Consider the following 12,709-nt stretch of genomic DNA (forward strand, 5'->3'; position numbering starts at 1 on the left):
ACCTGTTTGACCTCAGCCGCCCATCATCTGCTGCCAACGTTTCTGCATTTCTTCAGGGCTCACTTCCTCACCCTTGCTGGCAAGCATCCAAGTGTGCCCAAACGGATCCATGACTGTTCCCGTCCTGTCGCCGTAAAACTCATCCTTCAAGGGGCGTAGCTCGGTAGCGCCGGCCTCTAGAGCGGTCGCAAACACCTTGTCCACATCCTCGACATAGAGGTGCAGTTTCACAGGTGAGCCACCGAGCGAATCCGGGCTAAGGGCGCCAAAATCCGGGTATTCGTCGGAGATCATGATGGTGTTTCCACCAATCCGGATTTCCGAATGGCCAATCCGTCCCCCGTCAGGGTCTTCCAGCCGAAACTGCTCTTCCGCGCCGAAAGCCGCTGTGTAAAAGGCGATGGCATCGCTTGCGCCTTTGACGGATATGTAGGGCGACAGGGCGAAATTCAGGGGTGTGTCTGGCATTGGTTCCTCCATAGTGTTATAAAACGTTACGTACCGTTTCATAAATAAGCAAGACGAAAATTATGGCTGAGCAAAAAAGGCGAGGGCGACCAAGAAGTGCACAGGCCGAGGCGGCAATCCTCAAGGCCGCACGAGAGTTGCTGGATGATGCCGGTCCGGCGCGTCTGACCATCGAAGCCGTTGCCGCTCGAGCAAAGGTAGGCAAGCCGACGATATACCGGTACTGGGCGAATGCCCGCGAGTTGGCCATGGCCGCCCTTATGGCCCGAATGCCGGATGCGCCTGGGGTAGAGGAAAGCCAGTCAGCATTGGCTGATCTGCGTACCCATGTGCGAGGCCTCATCGCTCGATTCTCGACAACACGAGGAAAGCAAACCGCACTGATGCTTGCCACAGCGGAACGCGACAGCGAGATGTTCAAGGCCTTCCGCAATCAGGTGGTCATGACCGGCCGTGAAGAGGGGCGTGCGATCCTGACGCGTGCACAAACATCTGGCGAAGTGCGGGCAAACCTGCCCATTGAGACAACTCTGGATCTGATCTATGGGCCGATATTCTTCCGACTGCTGACGGTTCATGCGCCGCTCACACAGTCTTTCGCAGATGAAATCGTTGGTCTTATTTCAAGTGGCGTAAAAGCGCCGAACTAGTGTCCTGTGAAAACGGGCGCTTCCTTCCTGAAAAACGCCCTGACACCTTCTGCGACATCTTTCGACGGGTTGGCGACCATCACAGCAAGAGCTGCTTCACGCTGCGATTGCTCTAGCGTCATGTCCATGGACGCCGTCATCATGCCTTTGGCCAGCCTCACGGCGAGTGGTGATTGCGCGGCAATGCGTTGCGCCAGGTCGAGTGACTGGTTCAACGCTTCGCCACGGGCAACCACTTCAGTCACCAGACCAAGTGCTTGAGCTTCGCGGGCGAGGTAGGTCTCAGCCAGCATTGTCATTTTCAACGCACGGTCCAAACCCATGGCGCGCGGGAATAGCCATGCGCCCCCCTCATCCGGCAACAGGGCAAATCGACCGGAGGTGTCTCCAAGTTTCGCGTCCTCGTCGGCGATGCGAAAATCACATGCCAAAGCCAGCGCCAGTCCGCCGGCCACTGCTGGACCGTTGATTGCAGCAATCACCGGTTTGTCCAGATGGCGCAATGCCTGAATAACCCTGTGCATCCCGTCACGCATCTCCCGACCATGGGACAGCTGTTGTTTCATCAGATCATGCCGGTCTTCATCCGCGTTGGAGACGTCTCCGCCCGCACAGAACCCGCGGCCCTCTCCGGTGAGAACCAGGACACGCAGAGCATCATCTTTCAGATAGTCATCGATCTCTGTGCAGAGTTCCTCACACATGCGCGTTGAATAGGCATTGAGTTGTCTTGGTCTGTTGAGCTTTACCAGCCGAACGCTCTCGAGGGGTGTTTCTGCAAGGATGGTTTCATACTGCGACATGGGCTTGCCTTCTCGTGCTGGGTGAGGCGCAATTGCCCCGAAGCATAAACGAAAGTGGGCGCCGACAGGCAACCCGCGATGGGAGGACGAACATGAATTCGATTGCAGATGTGTCTCCGGACGACCTCGAAGACATCAGTCTTGAAACGCGCCGTGCGGTAGCTGTGATTACCCTCAATCGACCGGACAAGCTCAACGCGTGGACAGCGGCCATGCAACGATCCATACGGATCGCCCTGGCAGCGTGCGCCAACGACGAAAGCGTGCGGGCCATTGTCGTGACCGGCGCAGGCAGGGGGTTTTGTGCGGGCGCGGACATGAACCTCCTGCAGGGCATTGATCCGGATGCAGGTGAAAACCGCGAGCTGGCGCAGGCCAACGAAGGCGAATCCTACAATTGGGACAGGTCGCTTGGCCCCGATATCTCTGAACATATGGGCGGTCGTTTTGGCTACATGCCGCAAATACCCAAGCCGATCATTGCAGCGATAAACGGACCCTGCGCCGGACTTGGAATGGTGTTTGCCCTTTGGTGCGACATGCGCATCGGCGCGGAAGACATGTTCTACACGACGTCATTCGCGAAACGCGGCTTGATTGCGGAGCACGGCATTTCATGGCTCTTGCCCGAATTGGCCGGACATTCGGCCGCCATGGATTTGTTGTTTTCAGCACGGCGTGTGGATGCCCAAGAAGCCAAGACCATTGGCTTGCTCAACAAGACAGTCCCGACCCAGGAACTCGTCAATGAGGCAGTGGCCTACGCTCAGGAAATGGCGGACACTGTCAGCCCGCGCTCCGTGGCGGTCATGAAGGCACAGGTGTGGAAGGCGAAGTTCCAGTCCTTAAGTGAGGCAATCACGACGGGTGACAGTGAAATGCAGAAGAGTTTTGCGACGGACGACTTCAAGGAAGGCGTGGACCACTTCGTCCAGAAACGAGCACCAAGGTTCACGGGGCGATAGACCTGCTGCTGCCAACCCTCAAAACGACAACGACCCCAGCACCGCCGAAACGATGCTGGAGCCGCGTGTCCCCTCTTGAGAACTGCCAGACTGGGCTAGGGTCATCGCCTGACAAAACCGCTGAGGGAATAGCGTGATCTGCAGGGCCGCCCTTGGAGAGACACGGCCCTGCAAAACCGCTCGATTGTCGGCGACCTAGTCGGCCGCCTGACCTGCAAGGGCGCGAAGCGCCTCATTCTTCGAGTTGATCTTCTTGAGCTGCTCGATGCCGTGCGCTGCGATGGAGTCGCCAACCATCTCATCGCCTTCCATCTGTAGCTGTTTCATATCGATGTAAGCTGCATAGTTGCCGGCGGTCCGCTTGGTGATGATCCCGCACATGAGCAAAGTCTTCACGAGCACCCGGAAGATGTTCGATGATTGCTGCATGTTTTCACGCACCTTCTCATCCGTCATGCCTTCCATGAAGGCGCCTTGAACCCACTCCCAGTCGAGTCCGACCTGCACATAGATGTGCTTTTTCTGGTCAGGCGATGCGAGGTTGTAGAGCAGGTTCGAAAACACCTGCCATGCCCAGTCTTCGATCTTGTTGTGCTCTTCCTCATTGAGATGAGGAATGGTGCGGTCGGCCCAGATCTTGCCGAACTTGTGATGGAACGCTTCATCGGTCATGGCCAGCTGTGCAAGCCGCACGATCAGGGGATCGCGACCACGATTGTAGAATGTCGCAAAGGCACCCATCGCCAGGCCCTCAATGAGGAGCTGCATGCCGACGATTTTTTTCCACGCGAGCTTTGAATTGACGAGCTCAGTCAGTGTGTCGCGCAACACAGGGCCAGCTGGCATTGGCTTGCCAAACCGAGACCGAACAATCTCGATGAAAGCCGTTACGTGCCGTGCTTCTTCGCGTGCCTGGTTGGCTGCGTATTCCTGTGCGCCGGGGTCCCGCAGGATGTGACACAGCGAGGCTGACAGCGCCATGGCACCTTGCTCACCATGCAGTATGTTCGACAGCGACCAATGCGTGTCGAGATTGGTCAGCTTCACACGATCCTTTGGCGACAGCTTGTCCCAGACAGCCGTCCCATAACCAACAGTCATTTCAGGATCGACCATGAATTCGTTTTCGACGTCAAACGGCTCGGAGAAGTCGATGTACCGTTTGTCCATCGGGTCCCAGAAATGGTCATGCGTCGCCGAGATGATCTTGTCGAAAGCACTTGCCCGCTCGAGATAGCGGTCGCATTCAATCATCGCTGCAAAGTCATCCGGCTCCACAGTGTTGTAGATTTCGTCTTTTGTGATCTGGTCTTTTTGGGTCTCGGCCATGAAATCCTCCCGGCACAAACGCGGCACGCAGCCGTTGGTGTGATGGGCAAATCATGACGCCGGCGTCATTTTTGTCCTTGATCTGGGTCAAAGCGATGCAGTGGCCTGCAAAATGGGCGGGAATTCTGCCTAGGGACCAGTGTTTTGGCGGGTTTGCAGGCGATTTGGGTGCCGCAGCCTTACTCCATATTAAGCATCAGCCGCGCACACTGGGCATTCTGAAATTCCAAGGATGACCACCCATGTTGCGGTTTTTGCGCCGTCGGCCTTCACAGGCCATTGAGCGCCTGAAGCACGAACAAGGACATCAGGCTCTGCGCTACCTCACAACGGGCGTGGGCGTGTTCTATGCCGTGATGATGTGGATGCATCTGTTCTTCCTGCCGCATCCCGCAAACACAATCATGTTTGCAGTCTCGTTGACCGCGTCCGGGGCTTTCTTCGGTATGCGGATGTGTTCAGGGTGGATTGGGGCCACTGCGGAACGTACGCGAAGCTTCGAAGCCATCGCAATGGCGATACTTGCCGGTGTGACCATCGCCCACGCGGTCGTGCACCCTGATGCTGCCATAGCGACAACGCTTTCCCTTGTGGTGATTGCCGCCGGTCTTGTCGTTCACTCAACAATGACATTGATAGGCATCATGCTGCTATGCATGGCCGGCGTCTCATACGCATTGATGGGACCCACGACGGGCAGTGACCTGATTGCCCATTACAGCTTTCACTTCTTCTTCAGCGCATTGCTGGCAGCGCTAGCCTTCGCCATTCGCATGACCCAGATCCGTCATCGTGCGGCAAACGAATTGCGGCGGATGAGGGCAATTCAGCGACTGCAACGTCAGCAGAAGTTATTGAAGGCAACAAGTATCCGCGCGGAGAGAGCCGCTTTGCAGGCTGATGGGGCCAATCGGGCCAAGAGCCAGTTCCTGGCAAATATGAGCCACGAGCTCCGCACGCCCCTGAACGCGATTCTTGGTTTCTCCGAGTTGATGGAGCACCGCATTTTCGGTGACCTGGGAGATAAAAGATATGCTGAGTATGCGCAGCATATTCACAGCAGCGGTGGCTTTTTGCTTAAGCTGGTGAACGACATTCTGGATCTGTCCAAGATCGAGGCCAACAAGTTTGAGGTTTTCCCCGAGGCTGTGCGTCTTCATGAGGCATTGGGCGAGACCGTTGCCATGATCGCACCCCAGGCGGACCAGCGTATGGTCGAGTTCAGAGTTTTTGATGTGCCCGCTGAGGCCACAATCATGGCCGACCCTCGTGCGGTTCAGCAAATCCTGCTCAACCTCATGTCAAACGCCGTAAAATTCACCGAGCCAGGCGGCAACGTTCATGTGCGTGTTGCCCGTGACGCCGACCGTTGGTCAATCACAGTGACCGATACTGGCATCGGTATTCCGGAAGAAGACCTGCCAAACGTTCTGGCACCCTTTGGTCAGGTGGCCAACGCAATGACACGTCAGCAGGACGGCACCGGTCTGGGGCTGCCGCTGGCAAAGTCGCTAACCGAGATAATGTCCGGTGAGTTCAGGCTTGAGAGCAGTGTCGGTGAGGGCACGCGGGTATCCGTTGCCTTCCCGCTTCACTCGGAGCACGAAGACCGCCTGGACACCTCAGCCGCATAGCCAATCCTCTGTGCTCGGTATCCTGAATATGGGGCAATGATTCACTGGTCGGAGTGGCAAGATTCGAACTTGCGACCCCCTCGTCCCGAACGAGGTGCGCTACCGGGCTGCGCCACACTCCGTGACCATGCGAAGGCGGCGTTATAGCGGCATGGAGCGACCTCAGGCAAGCCCGATATGGGCCCCCTGAAGTACGATGTTCATCGTCTGCTGCCTGGCGCAGAAGGGGCTGTCAAAATCACATTCAAATGGGCATTGCACGGGGCATAAGCGCTCTTTATGTTCCCCCATTCGCGCTTCAAAGCGGAGCGTCTGCTGGGGCGTCGCCAAGTGGTAAGGCAGCGGCTTTTGATGCCGCCATGCGCAGGTTCGAATCCTGCCGCCCCAGCCAGCATTTCCAGTCTCCTTCAGCTCACAGTACCGAAGTCAATATATTCATTGAAATCAATGGGTTGAAGGTATTTAATCAGTGTAGAGACTAATTGTTTGCACGAATTCTGGCTGACAGGATTCGAACTCGCATAGTGTCTCTGAAACTGGTTTCGCGATATCCGTTTTTGACGAGATTCTGCACCAGAGACCGGTTCGAAATAGCCGGAGACTAGTTCGAACCGGTCGGGTCGATTTTTGACCGCCAATATCTCAAGTTTTGTCCATTCAGTGGCCGCCCTATCCTCCTCTGCAAACGGACGGACGACTACTGATGATAGGTATTAGGACATGGCGCGAATGTCGAGCGATCCTCAACTGCCTAGTCTGTCTCAATCACAGAACAACGGTGACCGTGATCAGTCTGGCAGCTGGTACACAGCACTGGTACACTTGGCCCCGACACAAGACAAAAGAGACCCAGATTTCAGCGGTTTGTTGGAAATCCATGGAAGGTCCCTTCCTCTCTGCCAGCCTTCTTTCTCAATCTCGATTTGACGTTTTGATGTTGCTTTGCCTTGGGCGCCGGGTGCTTGCATTTTTGGCTTGGGAAAATACTATTCTCCTGCCTAGTCAAGCTCGGCTTTCTGCCGCTATTAGAGACTTTGGTGCCGGGGGACGTGTCGTAGATGGCGGGTGAGCGAAAGACTGGCCGGCGGGGTAGGAAAACAGCCGATTTGCGCACACCGACTTCGCGTTCAGATGATGCGGTGACGCTTCTGCCGCCGGCGTCTCGGCTGTTGGCGCAGATAGGATCGTTCTCGAGTTACAATCAGGTTGTGAATGTGCTTGAGGCGATCCTCCAGTCTATGGGCGTTGATGGTGTGCTCTACTTTTCGTGCAGGCGTGAGGCCTGGGCGACGGCGCAGTCCAATGACTACCTCATTACCACCCGCGGGCCGCGGCATATGAAGCCGTATGAGGCGATGTATTTGTGGAAAGGATACAAGGACACCGACCTTGCCCTTGCCGCGATTGCGAAAGCGACAGCCCCTTTCACGACGGCTGAAGTCTACACGCCTGACAAGGTCACGAGGGATCAAAAGGATCTGGTGGACCTTACGGAACATTATCATCTCAACTTTGATCTTTTCGTTCCGGTGCATACGCCTGGGCGCATTCAGGTCGTTTATTTCTTTGTGTTGGGTGACAATGAGGCCGACGAAGCCCGCATCTCGGTTCAGCGACAGGACCTGATCGACCTGGCGCGCGTGTTTGCCTTGGTGGTTCATGAGTTCATCGGCATTGATCTTGAACAGGTGCCCAATGTGCAATTGTCTGTGCGCGAGCTTGAGTGCCTGTCGCTGTTGGGCAGCGGGTCTTCAAACCCGGAAATGGCCAAGAGCCTGAATATCAGTGAGCGGACCATCAAGTTTCATGTGAAAAATCTCATGAAGAAGCTGGGAGCTTCCTCGCGCCTTGAAGTGGTCGCGATTGCCGCACGCACCAATCTCATGAGCAATTAGCACGCGCTTTCTTTGGTTTTGTGCGCGTTTTTTCCTGGTAGATGTGGCTTCCTGTCCTATTGGACAGGTGCCTCATACTGGGAATACCCATAGATATTTTCCTCCACATGCGGGTCAAACGTGTGAGTGAGTAGGGGGAATATCTAAACGTGCTGGGTTCAAGTGTCTTTTGTGCGCCGTGCCGAGGCTTGGTTCGCCTGGCTGGACATGTGTGTGCTCTTGGCATGCTCGGCATCGTCGCAGTGTTTGCGATGCCGGCTTCCTCAGCCTCTGCCCAGTCTCCCGTATGCGGATTGCCCAACCAGATTGGCGTGCTGTCACCCCAAGAAGCAGCGCAGGCGCAGGCGGGTCTGGCACGCGCGCTCAGCAAGGACGGCTTTACACAGGCGGGTGTCGGGCAGCGTGTGCTCAAGCAGCTCTATTTCAAGCTGCCGACGGTCATTGATTTTGCCAACCAGCCGCCGATCCGTCCTGTTGGTGACTACGTCATCATCGAAAAAATTCTCGGCTTCTCCACGGACTGCCATGTGACGCAGGCGTTCTCGCGCGATGCAGGCAAACGTCAGCCGGTGGTGGAGCAGTATGATTTGGTTGTTGAGCGCGCCGACAATGCGGACGCGCCTTTTGAAAAGCTCGGCGAGTTTGCCCAGGGCCTTGCCAAACTGCCCCGGCCGGGCGTCTACCGGTTGACCGTCCGGGCCAAGGGGCGGTTGTCGCCGTTCAGGATTGGGGCCGTGTCGCAGACCGTGACGGTTGTCTCAGCCGGCCAGAATCGGACCCGCGGCATTACGCAGATCCGGATTGATAATCCCAAGGGCTCGAAGGTTGTGGGCACGGCGTTTGTCATCGGGTCCAAGCGTGATCCGAGGGACCCCGACAATCGCACTCACTGCAAGACCTATACATTCACCTCGACGGTGCGGGTGGCGGATATCACCAGTGAGACCAATTCAGCGGTGTTCTCCAAAAATGTCCGTGAGGAACCCTACAGCCGGGCGACCTGGGAGCTGCGGCGCGACGGGGAAGTTCTTGAAACAGTCGGGCCGCGGGGCAATTTTGTTTTCGATGCCAGAAAATATGGAGACGGCAACTACCAGCTATTTGCGTCCATCGATGAAGCAGACCTTGGGGGCGGGCCGCAGAACTTCCGGCCGGCTCCGGTGCGGCACATCATTCAGGTGCTCAATTGCGGTGGCAAAAAACCCGTCGCTCAGAACGCTGCGGACGGTGCGGGTGGCCTGAAAGTTGAGTTGCCAGAAGATCAACTGGCCGATGGCGGTTTTGAGAATGTCGGGGGTGCTCAGCAGCCCGGCGATCTGGTGCCGATCGCGCTGCATGAGCTGGACGAGAACGGCAAGATCGTCGTTCGAACGCAGCTTGAGCCGGAACGGTTTTTGAAAGAGGCGTCGGCCCCCAAGGTGCCACCAGCCGACCAGAAGGCCTGCCGCGACTGCGAGCGGGAGATTGCCCGTCGGACAAAGCTGCTGACGCAATCCTGCGAACCGGTGACGGATCTGATGGAAGCATTGCTGCTTGATGTCCTGTTTCATGATGCGGGGCAAAAGGACATTGAAGCGATCTTCCTCAATGACATTCTGACACCGCTGCGCGACTTTCGGGCACCGCTTCAGGCTCAGAATGATTTGATGGCAGACTATGTGGAGCGGGCCGCACGGGCGGGCGTTCTGCAAAGCAAGCAGGCGCAGACCATTCTGGCAGCTGGCCAGCGCGCAGCTCTTGACCGCGATCGCAAACGCCGGGCGGCGCTGGGCGATGATGCACTGTTTATCCCCACGCTGCTGGGCGCGGACATTCCCGAACCCGCCATTCCCTTCATTTTTACGTCCGGCGCCGGGCAGCTGGCACAGGTCGCCAAGTTCAGAAAGGAACTTGCAGACATTTCCGCGCGGGCAGGTACCGAAGGCAACAAGACGCGCACAAAGGTTGAGGCCTTCATTGCCAAGGACCTGAAGGAAGCACGGGAAAAAATTCAGGAGCGCAAAGACCAGCAGGCACAGCTGCGCGAAGACAACCGGAGCAAGAAGCAGCGGTTGGCTGCACTGTTCAACGCGGGCACCTTTGAGCATTGCCTTGGTGCCCCTCCCGGAGAGGGCACGTCTGTGCTTGCAGGCACTGAGGGTGACGGGCTTGTGACCGGTCTGCCGGGCATGAACACAACTTTCCCGGAGCACCCCGACCGCGACGTGTCGCCGGAGGTTTTCCGAAAGGCCGCGACTTTGCCGCCGCCACTGAAAACCGTTGTGGAAGGCTTTGAGGATTTTTTCCCTCTGCGTTTCAAGATGGATGGCGACAAGGCACTGGCGGCACAGCGCGAGATCACCAAGCGGATCAAGGATGTTGAGAGCCTCGGTGGACTGGTTGCTATTGAAGACTTCTTTGTGGGGCTGCGGACCTTCTTTGAAACCACAGGCAAGGCCAGCCTCAACGGCATTACGCTCGGCACGGCCTTCTCCGACGACCCGCAGCTCAGGGCCGCCAAGAAGTTTCTGACGGAATCCCTGCCGCGCGGCTTTGACATTGTGGTGGGGACGGACATCGCCGCCTTCATTGATGAAGACCTGAGAGTGCGCCAGGAAGACAAGCTGAGTGGTGCGGTGGTGCTGAACCAGCTTGGTGGTTTTGGTGTTGGCAATATCGCGGAACTGACTGCAAAGGATGCAGAGTCGGTTGGGGAAGCCATCGGTATTGCGATTGGTCAGGCTACGCGCGACGAGCCGACGGATCTGACAGAAGAGGCGACGCGCTTTCTTGTGGAAAGCGAAGAGCAGCAGAAGATCAATGAGGGGCAGTCGGCGGGGCTCTTCCTGGCGCTCGACCTGCTTGGGGGGGAAGCTCTGGTTGTCAGTGCCCGGTCCTTGAAGGTCGGCGGCAAGGTATTCACGTCAACCGATGAAGCGATTGCTGCTGCAAATGATCTGCGTGCCGCCAAGGGGTTGGGGCCGCTTGATGAGGTTGCTGAACAGGCCATTCGCGATACGCAGAAGTTTGTCGACAAGGTTGATGAGGCCAATGAGCTCAAACGTATTGAAGATCAGGTAGACGCCCTTGCCAGGCAGGCTGACAACTCTGACGTGCTCGATGACCTTGCCAAAGTGGCGGACGGTGACGTTCCGGGAGCTGGCACGGGTAATGGCACCGGCAATGGTACAGGGGGTGGCACGGGGGGTGGCAGAACTGTTGAAGATGATCTGGCCGATATCTTTGGCGATGCGGAACCTGGAACCGGCAACAGCAGCTTCCTCGATGAGGTTGTCGACAATGCGGGTGGCGGCCGGACGGTTGAGGATGATCTGGCTGACCTGTTCGGTGACGCAGATGGATCTGCAGATGGCGGATCGTTTGGTCTGGCGGATGATCTTGCTGATACGGGCGATGCCGCGCCGGATGATGTGTCGGACTTCTTTGCAAACCTTGGAAAGAAGCCCGGGACGCCTGAGGAGAAAGTCGCAGATGCGCTGGATGACGTAGCAGACGAAGCCGAGGCGGCAGCGCGCGCTGCCAAGGACAAGGCCCGTCAGGAAGCGCTCAAGCAGCAGGCTGACAAAGGCAATCAGGGACCGCCACTGACGCCTGGCAAGGTGAACAAAGGCGAGGTTGATCTGCCCGCTGATCGGTTGGCGGCGCTGGATGATCCGGCGGGGGGCGTTGGCCAAGGCCGGACAGCCAATGTGGTGGCTGAAACAATCGGTGATCCCAACTCCGACGTGATCAAGCTGGTTGAGAATGTCCGGGTGGATGGCACCGGCAAGATTGTGTCCAAGGGTGAGGGCGGAGCGGGTGCCAAGTTTGATCCGGAAGTCGCCGGTGCAATAAGACAGGACCAGTTTGCCGGGGCGGACAAGTTTGCTGATGCTGGCATCAACTCGCTGGACATCAAGGGGCAAGGGACGGTCAAGCGCATCATTGATGGCGTTGAAGTGGAGGTGCCGTTCTTCAAGCAGGAGCGCTTCCCGGATGGGGCAAAGACCCTTGAAGATATCGAGAAGGCTGTTGGTGAGGGCAACGTCAAGCTGACGCGTGAGCAGCAGATTGCCATCCTGCGCGAGTTCGACAAGGCGGCGAATGCCAAGCTGGTGCCGTTTGATACCAATCCCGGCAACATTCTCGTCAAGGGTGATGGGCCTGATGCGTCAGCGGGGTTTGTTGAGTCCGGCAGTGTGGTTGAGGCCGGCTCGCAAGAATCCGCCCGTGCGGTGTTGAGCGAGCGGTTGTTCGGCTCCACCAATGTGGGGGCCAGCGAGTTCAACAGTTTCAGAAAGGCAACTGCGGCTGGTGATGATGTTCTGGCCAAGAGCATTCAAGATGGCACCGCGACCAAGTTTGGTCAGGGCGGGGCGGGTGGCTTCAAGGACATCATTGATAAAGACCTGCGGGATGCTTTTGCGGACCCTGACGCTTTCAAGGACGTTTTGAAGAAGTTTGATGACGCCAGGGCGCCAAATGTTGCCTCTGGCGGTCAGGGCGGCGTAGCGGTTGATGCGGTCAATGAGGCGGCTGCGCTGGATGCGAAAGCACAGCGTTTGCGCAAGCTGGCGGATGATGCTGCGGACCGCGTGGTGGGAGGCAATCAGCCGGTCGATGCGCAGGCCCTTCAGGCGCAAAAAGTGTCGCAGGATCTCAAACAGGCCAAGACGGAGCAAAATCAGGCTCTTGCGGAACTTGTGACAAAGTCCAAGCGCCTTGAGGATGCCAAGACATCCGGCGCTGATGCGGACGCGATTGCCTCGCTGCAGAGCGATGTTACGAATGCCGGCCGCAGGTTCTCGGACCGTGCGCAAAAAACAGCAGACGCATTTGATGCTGCCCGCAAACTTGTGGACAGCACACCGGACGCAAATGCTGATGCCCTTGCCCGCGACCTGGCCTCGGTGGAAGCCGGGCTCAATGCGCAGGGCGCGAGCGCGCAAGGATTTGGTGCTGTCGATACGGGTGGGGGGAACTGAT

8 protein-coding genes and 2 tRNA genes are annotated in these 12,709 nt (G+C 57.4%); 6 read left to right on the forward strand and 4 right to left on the reverse strand.

Annotated elements, in window-relative coordinates:
* Window positions 1-12: 12 nt before the first annotated feature.
* Window positions 13-468, reverse strand: coding sequence for a VOC family protein (locus BN1012_RS03675; RefSeq protein ID WP_043950605.1), 456 nt, complete (start codon window positions 466-468; stop codon window positions 13-15).
* A 62-nt stretch (window positions 469-530) separates the two neighbouring features.
* On the opposite strand from BN1012_RS03675, the gene BN1012_RS03680 reads away from it, so the two are divergent.
* Window positions 531-1,118 carry a TetR/AcrR family transcriptional regulator gene (locus tag BN1012_RS03680; RefSeq protein ID WP_043948571.1) on the forward strand — a complete coding sequence of 196 codons (588 nt, stop codon included), beginning with the start codon at window positions 531-533 and terminating at the stop codon, window positions 1,116-1,118.
* Here the strand turns inward: BN1012_RS03680 and BN1012_RS03685 are convergent.
* Entirely contained in the window at window positions 1,115-1,921 is an 807-nt protein-coding gene (locus tag BN1012_RS03685; protein WP_043948572.1) for an enoyl-CoA hydratase/isomerase family protein, read from the reverse strand. The genes BN1012_RS03680 and BN1012_RS03685 overlap by 4 nt on opposite strands.
* A 92-nt stretch (window positions 1,922-2,013) precedes the next feature.
* On the opposite strand from BN1012_RS03685, the gene BN1012_RS03690 reads away from it, so the two are divergent.
* Window positions 2,014-2,886, forward strand: coding sequence for an enoyl-CoA hydratase (locus BN1012_RS03690; protein ID WP_081826186.1), 873 nt, complete (start codon window positions 2,014-2,016; stop codon window positions 2,884-2,886).
* 195 nt (window positions 2,887-3,081) lie between these two features.
* Here BN1012_RS03690 and BN1012_RS03695 read toward each other — a convergent pair whose 3' ends face one another.
* Window positions 3,082-4,215: a ferritin-like domain-containing protein gene (locus BN1012_RS03695; RefSeq protein ID WP_043948573.1), complete on the reverse strand. Its 1,134-nt coding sequence runs from the start codon at window positions 4,213-4,215 to the stop codon at window positions 3,082-3,084.
* Between the two features lie 242 nt (window positions 4,216-4,457).
* Between BN1012_RS03695 and BN1012_RS16610 the strand changes: the two genes are divergently transcribed.
* On the forward strand, window positions 4,458-5,849 hold the full coding sequence (locus tag BN1012_RS16610; protein ID WP_052534508.1) for a sensor histidine kinase: 1,392 nt from the start codon (window positions 4,458-4,460) through the stop codon (window positions 5,847-5,849).
* A gap of 45 nt (window positions 5,850-5,894) precedes the next feature.
* On the opposite strand, the gene BN1012_RS03705 is transcribed toward BN1012_RS16610, so the two are convergent.
* Window positions 5,895-5,971: transfer RNA gene (locus BN1012_RS03705), tRNA-Pro, on the reverse strand.
* A gap of 194 nt (window positions 5,972-6,165) precedes the next feature.
* Here BN1012_RS03705 and BN1012_RS03710 point away from each other — a divergent pair.
* The 3 genes from BN1012_RS03710 (at window position 6,166) to BN1012_RS03720 (ending at window position 12,708) form a co-directional block, all read left to right on the forward strand.
* A tRNA-Gln gene (locus tag BN1012_RS03710) sits at window positions 6,166-6,240 on the forward strand.
* 715 nt (window positions 6,241-6,955) lie between these two features.
* Entirely contained in the window at window positions 6,956-7,744 is a 789-nt protein-coding gene (locus tag BN1012_RS03715; protein ID WP_171815902.1) for a helix-turn-helix transcriptional regulator, read from the forward strand.
* A 251-nt stretch (window positions 7,745-7,995) separates the two neighbouring features.
* Window positions 7,996-12,708 (forward strand): hypothetical protein, encoded by a 4,713-nt coding sequence (locus BN1012_RS03720; RefSeq protein WP_145973403.1) that lies wholly within the window; start codon window positions 7,996-7,998, stop codon window positions 12,706-12,708.
* Window position 12,709 lies beyond the last annotated feature (1 nt).

It is taken from the genome of Candidatus Phaeomarinobacter ectocarpi, assembly GCF_000689395.1.
Classification (GTDB): domain Bacteria; phylum Pseudomonadota; class Alphaproteobacteria; order CGMCC-115125; family CGMCC-115125; genus Pyruvatibacter; species Pyruvatibacter ectocarpi.